Origin of the sequence: Allosphingosinicella sp. (assembly GCF_036387215.1) — a bacterium.
Taxonomy (GTDB): Bacteria; Pseudomonadota; Alphaproteobacteria; order Sphingomonadales; family Sphingomonadaceae; genus Allosphingosinicella.
On record NZ_DASVUE010000254.1, the window covers coordinates 1 to 15,446 of the forward strand.

Annotated in this window: 13 protein-coding genes and 1 other RNA gene; 3 read left to right on the forward strand and 11 right to left on the reverse strand. The window is 67.3% G+C overall.

The features are described from left to right. Positions 1 to 779: DNA polymerase III subunit gamma/tau (dnaX, locus tag VF662_RS10375; protein WP_464140717.1), on the reverse strand; the 779-nt coding region annotated here is incomplete at its 3' end. Positions 780 to 1,131: 352 nt separating this feature from the next. After that, positions 1,132 to 1,227: signal recognition particle sRNA small type (gene ffs, locus VF662_RS10380), an RNA gene on the reverse strand. A gap of 179 nt (positions 1,228 to 1,406) precedes the next feature. Between ffs and VF662_RS10385 the strand changes: the two genes are divergently transcribed. Together VF662_RS10385 and VF662_RS10390 are read left to right on the forward strand one after the other, a co-directional pair. Continuing rightward, positions 1,407 to 2,339 (forward strand): ABC transporter ATP-binding protein, encoded by a 933-nt coding sequence (locus VF662_RS10385; protein ID WP_464140691.1) that lies wholly within the window; start codon positions 1,407 to 1,409, stop codon positions 2,337 to 2,339. Beyond that, complete coding sequence (locus VF662_RS10390) at positions 2,329 to 3,777, forward strand: ABC transporter permease (RefSeq protein ID WP_464140693.1); 1,449 nt, start codon at positions 2,329 to 2,331, stop codon at positions 3,775 to 3,777. The genes VF662_RS10385 and VF662_RS10390 overlap by 11 nt, the downstream gene beginning before the upstream one ends. Here VF662_RS10390 and VF662_RS10395 read toward each other — a convergent pair. The 6 genes from VF662_RS10395 to VF662_RS10420 all read right to left on the reverse strand — a co-directional run bounded on the left by VF662_RS10395 (position 3,768) and on the right by VF662_RS10420 (position 11,194). Further along, positions 3,768 to 5,390 carry a glycosyltransferase family protein gene (locus VF662_RS10395; RefSeq protein ID WP_464140695.1) on the reverse strand — a complete coding sequence of 541 codons (1,623 nt, stop codon included), beginning with the start codon at positions 5,388 to 5,390 and terminating at the stop codon, positions 3,768 to 3,770. The two genes, VF662_RS10390 and VF662_RS10395, sit on opposite strands and share 10 nt — an antisense overlap. Positions 5,391 to 5,474: 84 nt before the next feature. Further along, positions 5,475 to 6,113, reverse strand: a complete 639-nt coding sequence (locus VF662_RS10400; protein ID WP_464140697.1) for a hypothetical protein — start codon at positions 6,111 to 6,113, stop codon at positions 5,475 to 5,477. A gap of 10 nt (positions 6,114 to 6,123) precedes the next feature. Further along, positions 6,124 to 7,344: a M48 family metallopeptidase gene (locus tag VF662_RS10405; protein WP_464140699.1), complete on the reverse strand. Its 1,221-nt coding sequence runs from the start codon at positions 7,342 to 7,344 to the stop codon at positions 6,124 to 6,126. Then, positions 7,341 to 8,099, reverse strand: a complete 759-nt coding sequence (locus VF662_RS10410; protein ID WP_464140701.1) for a hypothetical protein — start codon at positions 8,097 to 8,099, stop codon at positions 7,341 to 7,343. Before VF662_RS10410 ends, VF662_RS10405 begins: the two co-directional genes overlap by 4 nt. A gap of 359 nt (positions 8,100 to 8,458) precedes the next feature. Continuing rightward, a complete protein-coding gene (locus tag VF662_RS10415) occupies positions 8,459 to 10,006 on the reverse strand; it encodes a DHA2 family efflux MFS transporter permease subunit (protein ID WP_464140703.1) in 1,548 nt (515 codons plus the stop codon). Between the two features lie 6 nt (positions 10,007 to 10,012). Continuing rightward, complete coding sequence (locus VF662_RS10420) at positions 10,013 to 11,194, reverse strand: HlyD family secretion protein (protein ID WP_464140705.1); 1,182 nt, start codon at positions 11,192 to 11,194, stop codon at positions 10,013 to 10,015. 107 nt (positions 11,195 to 11,301) lie between these two features. Between VF662_RS10420 and VF662_RS10425 the strand changes: the two genes are divergently transcribed. Further along, positions 11,302 to 12,216, forward strand: a complete 915-nt coding sequence (locus VF662_RS10425; protein ID WP_464140707.1) for a LysR family transcriptional regulator — start codon at positions 11,302 to 11,304, stop codon at positions 12,214 to 12,216. Positions 12,217 to 12,223: 7 nt separating this feature from the next. On the opposite strand, the gene gatB is transcribed toward VF662_RS10425, so the two are convergent. The 3 genes from gatB to gatC form a co-directional block, all read right to left on the reverse strand. Then, positions 12,224 to 13,699, reverse strand: a complete 1,476-nt coding sequence (gatB, locus tag VF662_RS10430; protein ID WP_464140709.1) for an Asp-tRNA(Asn)/Glu-tRNA(Gln) amidotransferase subunit GatB — start codon at positions 13,697 to 13,699, stop codon at positions 12,224 to 12,226. Beyond that, on the reverse strand, positions 13,696 to 15,177 hold the full coding sequence (gene gatA, locus VF662_RS10435) for an Asp-tRNA(Asn)/Glu-tRNA(Gln) amidotransferase subunit GatA (protein WP_464140711.1): 1,482 nt from the start codon (positions 15,175 to 15,177) through the stop codon (positions 13,696 to 13,698). Before gatA ends, gatB begins: the two co-directional genes overlap by 4 nt. Continuing rightward, on the reverse strand, positions 15,177 to 15,446 hold a 270-nt coding region (gatC, locus tag VF662_RS10440), incomplete at its 5' end, for an Asp-tRNA(Asn)/Glu-tRNA(Gln) amidotransferase subunit GatC (protein ID WP_464140715.1). The genes gatC and gatA, both read right to left, overlap by 1 nt.

Genomic DNA, 15,446 nt, shown 5'->3' on the forward strand with positions numbered 1-15,446 from the left:
CCCGCAAGCAGCAGGCCGAGCAGGGTGCGGATCGCGCCGCGGTCGGACAGGCCGAGCATCGTGCGGACCTGATCGGCGGTCACTCCGTCCGGTCCGTGAGCGATCGCCTGATCGAGGATCGAGAGCCCGTCGCGGGCCGAACCTTCGGCTGCGCGCGCGATCAGGGCCAGCGCCTCAGGCTCCGCCTCGACGCCTTCCTTGCCGCAGACGTCGGTAAAGTGGGCGGCAAGCTGCTCGGCGGAGATGCGGCGGAGATCGAAGCGCTGGCAGCGGGACAGGACGGTCACCGGAACCTTGTTCACCTCGGTCGTCGCGAAGAGGAACTTCACGTGCGCCGGCGGCTCCTCGAGCGTCTTCAGGAGCGCGTTGAACGCGTTCTTCGACAGCATGTGGACTTCGTCGATGATGTAGACCTTGTAGCGCGCCGAAACGGCGGCGTAGCGCACCGCCTCGATGATCTCGCGCACGTCGTCGACGCCGGTATGGCTGGCGGCGTCCATCTCGACCACGTCGATATGCCGCCCCTCGGCTATGGCCACACAAGGTTCACACACATTGCACGGTGAAATGGTGGGACCGCCCTGCCCGTCCGGACCGATGCAGTTGAGCGCCTTGGCGATGAGGCGGGCGGTGGAGGTCTTGCCGACGCCGCGGACGCCGGTGAGGAGGAAGGCGTGGGCGAGCCGGTCGCGCTTGATCGCATTGCCGAGCGTCTGCACCATCGCGTCCTGGCCGATCAGCTCGTCGAACGATTGCGGCCGGTATTTGCGGGCGAGCACGCGGTAAGGCTGAGCGCGCGCCGGCTGCGGCGGCTCGTCGAGACCAAGGCCGAAGGATTCGGGCTCGTCAGCAGCCACGGAAATACCCCTCGAAGTTCACGACTGGCACGAATGTCATATGGAATCGCGGGGGGTCTTCTCCCGAAAGCCGGGTTGGGCGGGGGGCAGCAGTGATTCCCGAAAACATGATCATGACAGGAACATCGCACCCCGGCAGGGCTGTAGGAAAGCGAAAAAACGAAAGGTCCGTCTGCGCGCGTCGCCGCAAAGCCGCGCCGTCGATCCTTGCCTGGGGAAGGTCGGCCGCGCTTGCGCGTCTCAAGTGTAGCTTCGCTACGCTTGTGCGCGCTGCGCGGTGGGAGCCGGAACGACCCGGAGCGAAATCGTTACGGCTGCTTCCTTCCGGACCTGACCGGGTTGGCGACAACTCCGTCCGCCCGACTCCCGCGGCGCATATGGTCGATCGATGCCGCGGTTGCAAGTTGGAGGCCCTGCGCGACGCCTTGCAGCGCCCGGCGATAGGTGTATGATGTGCATAGTACACTAGATGAGCACGGCAGGGCTGCTCGCCCGCCGGGAAGTCGCCCGAGAGGAGCGTCGAATGGCCGGGAAGCGAGGCGCAGAAAGGTGACGGGGGGCGGCAAGGCGGTCGAACTCGACGGCATCGGCTTTGCCTATCCGGGCTCAGGCTCGGGCGTCTCCGGCGTTTCCCTCTCGGTCGCTCCAGGCGAGATATACGGTCTTCTCGGAGTCAACGGCGCGGGCAAGACGACGCTGATGCGGATCATGATCGGGCTGCTCTCGCCCGACGCCGGCACCGTCCGCTATTTCGGCCGCGATCTCGCCAGCTGCGCACGGAACGCAATGGCAATGATCGGCAGCCTCATCGAAACGCCCTCCCTCTATGGCCACCTGACGGCGCGCGAGCATCTCCGGATATTCGCTCATTACACGAAGGCTTCCCCTTCGGCCGTCGCGCCGGTGCTGGAGATTGCAGGCATTGCCGACGCCGCCGATCGCCTGGTCCGGCAATTCTCGCTTGGAATGAAGCAGCGGCTGGCGCTGGCGACGGCTTTGCTCCACGATCCGCCGATCCTGATCCTCGACGAACCGACCAACGGCCTCGATCCTGCGGGGATCGCCGCGATGCGGGAGCTGGTGAGGCGGCTCGCGGCCGATCGCGGCAAGGCGGTCATCATCTCCAGCCATTTACTGGCGGAGATCGAAAAGACCGCCACCCGGATCGGGATCATCCATGAAGGAACGTTGCGGTTCGACGGCACGGCGGAGGCGCTTTCGGGGATTATCGGAGCGGCGTCCGGAGTGACTCTCCGGGTGTCGGCGCCCGACAAGGCCCTGGTGCCGCTGGCCGCCGCCGGCCTCCACTGCCGCATCGAAGACGGCAAGATCAGGGTGGAACCCGCCGATGACGCCGCCGCCGCGGCGATCGTTAGGATCCTTTCGAGTTCAGGGATCGACGTCTACGAGGTGACACGAGAAGCCGGGTCGCTGGAGGATGATTTCCTGCGTCTGACCGAGGGCGGCGCCGATGCCGTCTAGCCTCCGCGCCGAATTCATAAAGATGCGCCGGCTGTGGCTTGTGCCGATCGCCGTCGGCAGCGGGCTTGTCCTATCCGCTCTCGTCTGGCTGAGCATGAGCATGACGACGCAGCGGCTGGCGACCGAGCAGCGAATGGAGCAGCCGTGGCAGAACGGCCTGATCGGCGACCTCACCGTCACGATGACGCTGGTCCTCCCGACCCTCGTCATCCTTGTTACCGCCCTCTGCTTCTTCGTCGAACATCGCGGCGAGATGTGGAAGCAATTGCGGGCGACGCCGCAGCCGATGCTTGCAATTTACGGCGCGAAATTCGTGACGATCCAGTTGCTGGTGCTGCTCGCGATCGGGACCGCACTGGTAACCGCGCTGTTCGGATGGGCGCTGCTGCCGGCCGTGCTGCAGCGGGAGCTCGCATCCTCGGCAGCGGCGGCGCGGTGGGCGCTGGTCGGCCTCGCCGGAGCGTTGTACATTTCCGTGCTTCCCGTCGCGATCGTCCAATTCTTCCTTTCGGCCCGGCTGCCGAACATCCTCCATCCGGTGGGGATCGGCCTGACGGCGACGTTCGCCAGCCTGATGGCGATGGGGCCCGGGACCGGCCCCTGGCTGCCCTATGCCTATCCCGGCGCCGTGATCATGAGCCGGTTCGCCGCTCCGGCCCGGACGGCCCCCGAGCAGACCACCGACGCCGGTTATCGCGCACCGCCTGACGCATTCCAGGGGATTGCGGCGGGCGCCGCAATCCTGATCGACGAGGCGCACGAGAACCGTCACGGCATCGGCAGCATGGATGCACCGGGAACCCTGCGCTGGCTGGAGGAGCCCGCACGAGCCGCCCGCCTGCCGCTTCGCGTCTCGCGGCTCGACCTTTCCGATGCTGCGCTTGCGGAGGCCCGGCTTCTGATCCTTGCCGGTGCCTCACGTCCTCTTGCTCGCCAGGAAGTGGATGCGGTGGTGAAGTGGGTGGAGGCCGGAGGCTCGCTGTTGCTGCTGACCGACCATGAGCCGTTCGCCAGTCCCGCCCTGGAACTCGGACGGCGCCTCGGCCTCCGCTTCTCCGTCGAAATGGTGCCGTCCTCGGCCACGGGATCGGGAACCCGGCTTCGCTTCACCCGCGCCGACGGCGCGCTCGCGGCGCATCCGCTGACCGGCGGGGCGGCGAATATCGTGACCTACGGCGGCCAGGCGTTATGGCGAGAGGAGGCCGGGACCGTAAGCCTGCTCGGACTTCCCCGGAGGCTCGCTCGGCCGGGCGCGGCGCAGCTGCTCGCCTTTCGGTTCGGACGAGGGAGGGTCGTCGCTTCGGGGGAAACCGGCCTCTTCACGGCGCAGCGGCACGCGGACGGCTCGCCGGTCGGTCTGCCGGACCGGAGCACGGACAATGAGCGCCTCGTGCTGAACTGCCTGCGCTGGCTTCTGCGCGGTGACGATCAGGGGTGACGACGAGCTTCGGATGAATGCGCCGGGAGGTGGAGCGTGTAGCCGGCGAGCCGGCGCTTCACGGGGTAGGCCTCGTCCATCGCGTCGGCGACCTCGGGATCGTAGCGGGAGTCGAAGGTCTCCTCCCCCCGCTCCCGGAAGGTGATGAAGAAGGCGAAGTCGCCGCGCCGGATCTTCGCGATGTAGGGCCGGTTGTCGTAAAGCCCGACACGGGCAAGCGTCGGCATGCACGGCTCGAGGATGACCTGCTTCCCCATTTGCAGAAGCATCACCATCTCGTCCGAAATGATCGGCTTGTCGGCCGCCTTCACCAAGGCTGCGAGGCGGTCCATCTCCGCCCGCGGCGCCAGCGGCTCGAGACGGTCGAACCTGTTCGTGGGAAGGACGAGCATCTGTGCCGCAAGCGCGGCGACCGCAACGATGGCAAGCGCCGGAGCCTTGACCGCGGCCGCGGAAGCATAGTCCCGGCCGACGAGGCGGGCGGCATCGCTGATGCTGAGGCCGACGAACATCGCCGTCACGAACAGCCATTCGATCACGTAATTCTGATTGGCGCCCGACTTGGCGATCGTAAGCAGCATCGCCCCCGAAAAGGCGAAATAAGCGAGCAGGACGAGCAAGGTGGTGCGGGCGCGGTCGGCAAGCACCAGATCGCGGGCCGCGCGCCAGCCGCCGGCGGAGCGCACATCCCTGACGAGGCTCCGGGACCGCCCGTGCATCGCGAAGAAGGCGAGGCCGAAAAAGACCGAATGGATCGCCATCTGCATCGGCACGAGCAGCAGCTGCTTCAGGTTCACCGTGGAGGCATTGTAGCCGAAGACGTGGCGGGAAAAGCCGCCGTCCGTCACCCAGTTCATGCCAAGGAGGATCGCGAGGCCGAGCGCGATGCAGGTGGCGATGCCGGCGGCGGCCGTCCGGGGGCGGAGGATGAGCATCACGAGGAAGGACGCGGCGGGCGCTGCGACCATGATCTGCTTGGTGTAGACGGCGCAGACGAAGGCGATGGCGGCAGCGTAGACGAAGGCGGGCCGTTCGAACGCGCGCAGTGCCAGATAGAGGCCGGCGAAGCTGAACGCCAGGGCGAGCATGTCGACGCGCATCAGCGGCGTCCAGAAGAGCACCGGGTAATTGCCGAGCATCACCGAGGCAGCGACGGCGGCGCCGATCGCAGCGACGCGCCTGCTTGCCTCGGCCGCGAGCGACCGGAAGACGATCGCACTGCCAAGCCCCGCGGCGATGAACAGGCAGAGGAGCGAAACCGTGCGTCCCGCCGCGAGCTCTCCTATGCCGGTGACGGACGCGAAGCCGGACGTCGCCAGATAGTAAAGCGGCGTGTAATTGATCACCATGACGGGAAAGCCGTCGAGCGGTCCGAATGCCTGGCCGGAGACGACGAGGCGCATCTGCTGCCAGACGATGCCTTCGCCGAAATCGAGACCATAGGGATAGCGGATGGCCCAGAAGCTGAAGCCGAGGAGCGCGGCGACGTGCCAGAGGGAGGCGGCGCCGAGCACGGCGAAGGCCGCGATCGCGGCCCCGCGGGTGCGCTGTTCGGGCAGGACGTAGGGCCGCGCCTCGGCGGGTTCGAGGCCCCTGCTCGCCATGTCCGACATCGATGCCTGCTCCCCCAATCGTTGCGACGGGGTTAGGCAAACAAGGTTTATAAAGTGCTACCGCAGGGGGCGGCGGCCGTGCCCCTAGCGCTTCAGCCGGGCGCTCTCCGCGATGCGCTCGAATTCCGGCAGACCGGCGGGGAAATAGTGCATCCGCGTCGCATCGAACAAAGCGAGGTAGAAGCGGCCGCCGATGATCGCTCCGACCGCCCTTCCCCGCCGCTCGACCTCGTCGCCGCCGAGATAATCGTAATCGAACTGGAAGCCGGGCTGGCCGAGAAACGGGCGCGGCGAGAGGTTGGTCATGGTGAAGGTCGAGGCGCCCGCGCGGATCCGGTAGAAGCTCTCGATCATCGCCGCGATTTCCGGCGGGCTCATGTCGGCCCGGAAGTTCGGAACCTTGCGGTCCGCCTTGCGCCGCTGCTCGACGATGCGCTTGCCGTTCTCGATGCCGCCCAGGAAGGAGAGGCTGTCGAGCAGCGGCCCGTTGAGCGTCCAATTCTCCTCCCGGCTGACGTCGTGATAGCCGCGCGGGACGCGGTTCCAGCGGATCGTGGGCGTGACCTGCATCGCGTTGCGCGCGACCGAGACCGGCCGGGGCTGGATCAGCCGGTACTGGCTGAAGCCGACGCCGCCGCTTCCGAGGCCGCCGCCGGGGCCGCCGGCGCAGGCGGAGAGCAGGGCCAGCGCCGCAGCCGCGCCGAAAAGCCGATTGGACATCATCCCTCCACTCCTACTGGGCCAGCGAATAGCGGACCATCGCCGCGTCGCTCGCCTTGGGCGCCATCGCCAGATAGCGGCCGAGCGCCGCCTTGCCCTGCTCCCGCCGGCCGGCCTTCAGCTCGGCATAGCCGTGGTTGCGCCAGGCCTCGGGCGGAGCATCCGGGAGCGCGACCGCGGCGGCATAGCCCTGTGCGGCGCGCTCGGCATCGCCCTTCTGGCCCCGAAGGCGCCAGATCTCGGCTTCGTAGAAGCGGAGGAGGCCGGTCCAGCCGTCCCTGGCGAGGTTCTCGACGATGTAGAGGCTGGCGCCGGGATCGTTGAGCTTCACCTGGTCGTCGAGCAGGCGCTGGCGGTATTTGCCGATCGCCTTCAGGTAACGTTCGCGGCCGCGGGCGCTCTCGCCGCTTCCGCCCTTCACCTCCTGAGCGGAGGCGCGGAGGTCCACCATCCGCGATTGCGGCGCGGGATGGGTGGCGAAGAGGGAATAGCCGCGGTTGGGGCGCTTCTTCCGCATCCTGGCGCTGGCCTCGATCTCCTCAATGAGCTGCTGCCAGGTGCTCGGCATGGCTTCCGGGTCGTAGCCGGCCTCGGCGATCAGCTTCAGCCCCATCGCGTCCGCCTCCGCCTCGAGCTGGCGGCTGTAGGCGAATAGCGAGAGGATGGTTCCCATCTGGGCGAGCTGGACGGCATCGCCGAGATAGACGCCGGCTGCGCCGCCCGCGACGCCAGCGCCCATGGCCGCGACGCTGAGGATGTCGTTCTTTCGCCTCAAGTCGCGCCAGCCGCGGATATGGTGGCGGCGGAGGAAGTGGCCGGCCTCGTGCGCGATCACGCCGGAAAGCTGCGCCTCGTCGCGCATCCTGGTGAGGAGGCCGGTGAAGACGACCATGAAGCCGGTCGGCGCCATGAAGGCGTTGAATTCGGGGATCTGCGCCAGATAGACGCGCAGATCCTTTGCGGCAGGCCCGCCGACCCGGCCGGCTATGTCGCCGAGATACGAGGTGAGCGCCTTGTCCCGGATGAGGAGGTTCGAGCCCGCAATCTCCTGCTCGACGCGCTCATATTGCTGCCAGAGCCCCTTCTCGTCGGTCTCGGTCGGGCGGTAGCCGTGCTTGATGAGGGGCACCATGCTGGCGGGCGGGATGCGGGCGTCGGCGGCGCCCACCAGCCCGGCGCAGCAGGCGCAGCCGAGGCCGCCGAGCAGGGTACGGCGGGTGAGGATTTCGCTCATTGCCGGCGCCTCACGTTGCGGCCGGCCTTCATCCGGCCGAGCAGGCGCTCGACCATCTGGGCGGAGCCTTCGGGCGTCCGGATGTCGCCGAACGCCACGCCGGGAAGCTGGCTTCCGGTCTGGAGAACGTTGAACCAGACGACGTCGCCGGTCTTGAGATCGACCAGCGAAGCATAGGCGAACTGCCCTCCCCCGCCCTGCGGCGCGCAGAAGCCGATGAAGCAGCCGGCGATCCCGAGCACCTGCATCGCGACACGGCCCGTCGAGGCGATGCTGTCCTGCGCGTAGAGGAAGAGCGCATAGTCCATGCCGGAAGCGCGGCCGAGCTTCACCGCGTCCTCGCCGAGCGTCCAGTCGATGCCGCGCCGCTTGGTCGGGAGCTCGTTGCCGGGGATATATTTGTGAAGCGCGATCGAATTGCCGACTGCGGCGTGGAGCCGCTCCAGGTCCGCCACCTGTTCGGCGGTCATGCCGCGGATCGAGTCCCTCGTCTCGGCAATGACGGTGCGGCCGCCGCGGCCCGCCTGCTGCTCGGCCAGCGCTCGGAGGAGGTTGGTGCGCGCCTGCTCGGTCCATTCGGCGCGCGGTTCAACCATGCCGCCGGTGGTGACCGTGCCCACCTGCACGTCGGGGCGCATGACGAGGAGGCTGTATTCGCCCTGCGGAGGCTCGAACTCCACGTCCGCCACCTGGCGGGTCGAGACGCAGCCCCCGAGCGCGAGCGTCGCAGCGGAGATCAGGAGAAACTTACGCATGCCCAGGCGAACTCCCATGGTGCGGGTTCCTCTATGCAGCAAAATACGCTCGATCACAATGGCTTAGCCGATACGGCCGGCTCGCGCGGCACTGCCGGCTCGGCCGCCACGGAGGGTTCGCGGGGCACGGCCGGCTCGCTCGAACGCCTCGCCGCGAGCGGAGCAGGAGCTGGAGTTAGAGGCGGCGAAGCCACCACAGGCACGGGAGGAGCCGCAGGCGCAGGCGCAGGCGCAGGCGCAGCAACCGGGGCGCGCGGAGGCGCCTTCAGGAAATCGGAAATGCGCCTGAAGAGCCTTGCCATACGCGTCCTTCTCCGCCGTTCCGGCTGAAGAACGTCCACGGCGCGAATCCGCTCCGGCTAATGGCCTCCGGGCGCTGCCCGGGCGGCGCGGCGGGTGAGGAAGACGAGCGGCAGGAGCAGCGCGAATGCCATCGACATCATCAGGAAGACGTTGTTGAACGCCATCACCGTCGCCTCCCGCTCGACCATTCCGGCAAGCCGGGCGAGCGCCGCGCCCGAAGGATCGGCGACGCCCGATGACGCCATGGCGGCAGCGGTCTGGTCGAGCCAGCCGGGGACGTCGGCATGACCGGTGGAGACGGCGGTCGCAAGCTCCTGCCGGTGCAGCGCCTGGCTGTCGGTGAGGACGGTGTTGATCACCGCAAGGCCGAGCGCGCCGCCGAGATTGCGGGTGAGGTTGAAGAGCCCGGAGGCGTTCTGCACGCGTTCGGGCGCGAGCGTTCCGAGTGCTAAGCCGGTCATCGGGATCATGCACATCATGAGCCCGGAGCCGCGAAGCACCTGCGGGAGTGCGAGCTCCCAGAAGCCTGCTTCGCCGGTGAGCTGCGCATTCTCCCACATGCCGAGCGTCGTCAGCAGAAGCCCGACTCCGAGCAGGATCCGAAGGTCCACCTTCGCCTGCAGCTTGCCGACGATCGGTGCGGTCATGAACATGGCGAGGCCCGTCACCACCATCACCTCGCCGATCTGCGTCGAGCTGTAGCCGCGGACGCCGCCGAGGAAGAGCGGAAGCAGGTAGACGGAGCCGTAAAGGCCGACGCCGGCGATCATCGACACCAGCGACCCGACGATGAAGTTGCGATCGCGGAAGACGCGGAGGTCGACGATCGGAGTCGCCGCGGTGAAGGCGCGCCAGAAGAAGAGAAGTCCGCCGCCGGTCATAACGAGGGCCATGGTGAAGACCTTGTCGTCCTCAAGCCAATCGTGCGTCGGCCCCTCGTGAAGCACATATTCGAGGCTTCCGAGGAGAAGCGCCATGCCGGCGAGACCCCAGATATCGATTCGGCGGAGCAGCGAGAAATCCGTGTCGCGCAGGGGGCTGAACCGCCAGACCATGGCCGCGGCGGCAAGGCCGGGAACGAGGTTGATGAGGAACAGCCAGTGCCAGCCGAGGCTGTCGGTGATCCAGCCGCCGAGGCTTGGGCCCACGGAAGGCGCCAATGTCGAGACCATTCCGACGAGCACGATCGGCGCTGCGCGCTTTGCGTCCGGGAAGAGGATGAACAGGGCGGCCATGGTCGTCGGGATCATGCCGCCGCCGAGGAAGCCCTGGAGCGTCCGGAAAAAGAGCAGGGATTCGATGTTCCACGCCAGCGCGCAGAGCAGGCTCATCAAAGTGAAGCCGAGCGCGGAGATGGTGAAGAGGGTGCGCATCGACAATGCGCGGCCGAGGAGGCCCGAAAGCGGGATCGCGATCACTTCGGCAATAAGGTAGCTGGTCTGCACCCAGGCGATCTCGTCGGCCGAGGCCGAGACGCCGGCGCCGATCTCGCGAAGGCTCGAAGCGACGATCTGGATGTCCAGGATCGCCATGAAATTGCCGACGATCATGGCGAGGTAACCCGCCCAGATCGCCCTGGCCGAATAGGTGCTGACGTCGGTCACCTGAAATCAGCTCGCGGTGTTCACCGTCGCTTCGACGGAGAGACCGGGGCGCAGCAGCTGCGCCGCAAGCCCGTTCTTCTCGACCGCGATCTTCACCGGAACGCGCTGGACGATCTTCGTGAAGTTGCCGGTCGCGCTGTCGGTTGGGATCAGCGAGAATTGCGCGCCCGATGCGGGCGCGAGGCTCTCGACCCGGCCCTCGAGCGCGAGGCTCGGATAGGCATCGAGGTGAAGCTCGACCTTCTGGCCGATCTTCATCTTCTCGAGCTGCGTCTCCTTGAAATTGGCGACGACGTAGGATTGCTGCATCGGCACGACGGCGAGGAGCTGCTGGCCCGCCTTGACGAGCTGGCCCGGGCGGACTGCGCGGTTGCCGACGACGCCGTCTACGGGAGCGCGAACCACGGTGCGGGTGAGATCGAGCCTGGCGGCGGCAAGCGCGGCACGGGCGGCGCGGAGCTGCGCCTCTCCGGCGGCGATCGCGGCGTCGGCACGCGCCGTGCCGGCGGCGAGCGCACCGGCGCCTCCGCGCTGGGCGGAGACGGAGGCACGGGCGGCGAGGACCGCCGCACGGGCGGCCTGCGCCTCGGCGCGGGCCTGGTCGAGGCGGGCGCGGGTGGTCCAGCCGCGGGAGGCGAGCTCGGAGAAACGCGCCTCGTCGGCGGCGGCGCGGCGGGCCGTCGCCTCCGCGGCGGCGACGTTGGCGGTGGCCTGGCCGATCACTCCGGCCTGGGCGCCGAGCTCGGCACCGGCGGAGCGGCGCGCCGCGACCAATGTCTGCACGTTGGCTTCGGCGCTAGCGACATCCGCCTCCGCCCTTGCGACCTTGGCCTGGAAGTCGGCCGGCTCGATCACCATCAGCACGTCGCCCGCCTTTACCCGCTGATTGTCGTCCACCATGAGCCTCGCGACATAACCTTCGACCTTGGCAGCGACGGGCGTGATGTCGGCGCGGACATAGGCGTTGTCGGTCGTCTCCTGATGCGACCAGACAGCCTGATACTGGTAGCCGAGGGCAACGGCGCCGATCAGCGCAAGGCCGCCGATGCCGCCGAGAAGCCGGCCCCGCTTCCGCTTCGGCTGCGCGGCCGACGCATCGGCCGGAGGCGCTGCCGAAGCATCGGCTTCGGGCTTGTGCTTGCGGGCGACGGGCTCGTCCGTTCGTGCCACGAGAGCGAGTTCGGCCATTGATCCATTCCCTGAACGTCTATTGTGCTCGACCCTCTATGGTCCTCCGGCGGCCCTTCCAGTAGCCGATCAAAATGGGATACAGCGTTCCGCAAATGGAACGTTCGATGCGGCACCTCGAAGAAATGGCGATATTCGCGAAGGTGGGAGAGCTCGGCTCGATCTCCGGAGCGGCGCGCGCGCTCCACCTGCCGAAGTCGAGCGTCAGCAGGGCGGTGTCCAAGCTCGAAAGCAACTTTGCGGCGCGCCTCATTGAGCGGACGACGCGGCGGGTGACGCTCACCGAGATCGGCCGCAGCCTTCATGCGCATTGCGTGAAGATGGTCGCCGAGGCCGAGAATGCGGAGGCGGAGATCGCGGCCTATCAGGGGCATCCGTCGGGGCGGCTGCGGGTCTCCTCCCCATCCTCGATCAGCCACGTGGTGCTGAAATCGCACCTGCCCGAGTTCCTCGAACGCTATCCCGACGTTGACCTTCAGCTCCAGCTGACGGACCGGACGATCAACCCGGTGACGGATGACTTCGACGTCGTGATCCGGGTCGGCTGGCTCGAGGATTCAAGCCTCATCGCGCGCAAGATCGTGGATGTGAACGCGATCCTGGTGGCGAGCCGCGCCTATGTGGAGCGAGAGGGCGAGCCGGAGACGATCGAGGAGCTCGGCCGGCACATCGTGCTTGGGCTGCCGGTGGGCGGGCTCCGCTCGCTTCGCCTCACCGACGGCAAGGAGCAGGCGGAAGTGCCGGTCTGGCCCCGCTTTTCGTGCAACGATCCGCTGACCAACATGGAATTCGCCGAGCGCGGGCTCGCGATCGCGCCGATCTCCGCGCTGGTGGCGGCGAGGCGGGTGCTGAAGGGCGAGCTCGTCCACATCCTGCCGCGCTACCGGCTGTTCGAGCAGCCTGCCGTCTACGCGCTCTATGCCGGCCGGACTGCGATTTCCCCGAAGATCAGCGTGTTCCTAGATTTCCTGACGGACCTTGCCCGCCGCGCAGCCGCGGACCCGGAGCTGATCGCGATCTAGCCGCTACTCAGGCAAGCGCCTTCTTGAGGAGTTCGTTGACCACGGCCGGATTCCCCTTGCCCTGCATCGCCTTCATCGTCTGGCCGACGAAGAAGCCGAAGAGCTTGTCCTTGCCACTACGATACTCAGCGACCTTCTCCGCGTTGGCGGCGAGCACGTCGGCGATCACCTTCTCGATGGCGCCGGTGTCGCTGGTCTGCTTGAGGCCGCGCTCCTCCACGATCACGGAAGGGTCCTGACCCGTCTCGAGCATGATCTCGAACACCTGCTTGGCAAGGCTTCCCGAGATGGTGCCGTCGGCGACGAGGCCGAGCAGCTGCGCGCCCTGGGCTGGCGTGACGGGACTTCCCTCGATGCCCTTGCCGAGGCGGTTCAAGGCGCCGAAGAGGTCGCCGATCACCCAGTTGGAGGCCTGACGCGCAAGCTCCTGGCTCGGAAGGGCCGCGAGCAGCGCTTCGAACCAGCGGGCGGTCTCGACCTCGGCGGTGAGGACGGCGGCATTGTAGGCCGGGAGGCCGAGCTCATTCTCGTAGCGGCGGCGCTTGGCGTCGGGGAGCTCCGGGAGGCTGGCGCGGCAATCCTCGAGGAAAGCGTCTTCGAGCTCGAGCGGGAGCAGATCGGGATCGGGGAAGTAGCGATAATCGTGCGCGTCTTCCTTGGAGCGGAGCGACCGCGTCTCGCCCTTATCAGGGTCGAACAGCCGCGTCTCCTGGACGATGCTTCCGCCGCCCTCCAAGACGTCGACCTGCCGGTTCGCCTCATATTCGATCGCCGCCATGATGAAGCGAACCGAATTGACGTTCTTCGTCTCGGTACGGGTGCCGAACGGCTGCCCCGGCTTACGGACCGAGACGTTGACGTCGGCGCGCATCGAGCCCTGCTCCATGTTGCCGTCGCACGAGCCGACGTAGCGGAGAATGGATCGGAGCTTCCGGACGTAAGCACCTGCTTCTTCGGGCGAACGCATGTCCGGCTTCGAGACGATCTCCATAAGCGCCACGCCCGAGCGGTTGAGATCGACATAGGAGAAGCTCGGATGCTGATCGTGCATCAGCTTGCCCGCATCCTGCTCGATATGGATGCGCTCGATGCCCACCGTCTTGGCGCTGCTCTCGTCCTTCTCGTCGAGCAGGATCTCGATCTGCCCCTCGCCGACAATCGGGTGGTAGAGCTGGCTGATCTGATAGCCCTGAGGCAGGTCGGCGTAGAAATAGTTCTTCCGATCGAAGCGGGAGAAGCGGTTGATCTGCGCTTCCAATGCCATACCGGTGCGGACCGCCTGACGGACGCATTCCTTGTTCAGGATCGGGAGCATGCCGGGCATTGCGGCATCGACGAGGCTCACCTGGCTGTTCGGCTCGGCCCCGAACTCGGTGGAAGCGCCCGAGAAGAGCTTGGCCTTGGATGTGACCTGCGCGTGGACTTCGAGGCCGATCACGACCTCCCATTCGCCCGTGGCGCCCTGGATGCGATAGCTGCTCACCACCAAGCCTCCGGTCGTGCTTTGAAGCCGGCGCGTTCCTCGAAGGCGAGGCCGGCGTTGAGGACGCCCTGTTCGTCGAGCGGCTTGCCGATGATCTGGAGGCCTAGGGGTAGGCCCTGATCGTTGAGGCCGGCGGGGACCGACATAGCGGGGAGACCGGCGAGGCTCGCGGGGACGGCGAAGACGTCGTTCAGATACATGGCGATCGGGTCGTCCGACTTCTCGCCGAGGGCGAAGGCGGCGGAAGGGGCGGTGGGGGTGAGGAGGAGATCGCACTCGCTCCAGACGTTGTGGAAATCGCGGGCGATCAGCGCCCTCACCTTCTGCGCCTGGTTGAAATAGGCGTCGTAGAAGCCTGCCGAAAGCACATAGGTGCCGATCATGATGCGCCGCTTCACCTCGGCGCCGAAGCCGGCGGCGCGGGTGGCGTTGTACATGTCGGCCAGGCTTGCATTATCCGGCTGCTCGCGGAGGCCGTATTTAACGCCGTCGTAGCGGGCGAGGTTCGACGAGGCCTCGGCAGGCGCGATGATGTAATAGGTGGGAAGCGCGTAACGCGTGTGCGGCAGCGAGACTTCGACGATCTCGGCGCCGGCCTCCCGCATCCATTCGATGCCCTGATCCCAGACTCGGTCGATCTCTTCAGGCACGCCCTCAATGCGGTATTCCTTCGGGATGCCGATGCGCTTGCCGCGGACATCGGCGGCGAGGTTCGCCTCCCACTGCGGCACAGGCAGCTCGAGCGAGGTGGAATCCTTAGGATCGAAGCCGGCCATGGCTTCCAGCATGATCGCGCAATCGCGCACGTCCTGCGCCATCGGCCCCGCCTGATCGAGCGATGAGGCGAAGGCGACCATGCCGTAGCGCGAACAGCGCCCGTAGGTGGGCTTGATGCCGGTGATGCCGGCAAAGGCTGCGGGCTGGCGGATCGAGCCGCCAGTGTCGGTGCCGGTGACGCCGGGGGCGATCCGCGCTGCGACCGCAGCCGCCGAGCCGCCCGAGGAGCCGCCGGGGGTGAGCGGCGCGTTGCCGCCGTCGCTTCGGCGCCAGGGCGAGACGACGTTTCCGTAATAGCTGGTCTCGTTGGACGAGCCCATTGCGAACTCGTCCATGTTGAGCTTGCCGAGCATCCCGGCACCGGCGGCGAAGAGGTTGCCGCTGACGGTGCTCTCATAAACGGGCTCGAAACCGCCGAGCATGTGGCTTCCGGCGGTCGTCTGATAGCCCATGGTGGCGAACAGGTCCTTGATGCCGAGCGGCACGCCTGACAGCGGCTTCAGGTCGCCCGAGGCGCGCGCCTGGTCGGCGGCGTCGGCGGCGGCGAGCGCGTGCTCGGGCGTCTCGATCACGAAGGCGTTGAGGCCCCTCGCCTTTTCCACCGCCGAATTGAACGCGCCGGCCACTTCACGGGCGGAGAAGTCGCCGCGGCGGAAGCCGTCGCGGATGGCCGCGACGCCGAGATCGGTAAGGTCGGTCATTATTCGATGACCTTGGGAACGGCGAAGAAGCCGTGCTCCGCGACCGGCGCGTTGGCCAGCACCTGCTCGCGGATGCCGCCGTCGGTGACGACGTCGTCGCGCAGGCGAAGCGCGTTGGGGATTACGGCGGTCATCGGCTCCACGCCGGAGACGTCCACCTCCTGCAATTGCTCGACCCAGCCGAGGATGTTGTTCAATTCGGGCACGAGCGCGTCCACCTCGCCGTCGGTGACGGCAATGCGTGCGAGCTTCGCGATATGGCGAACGGT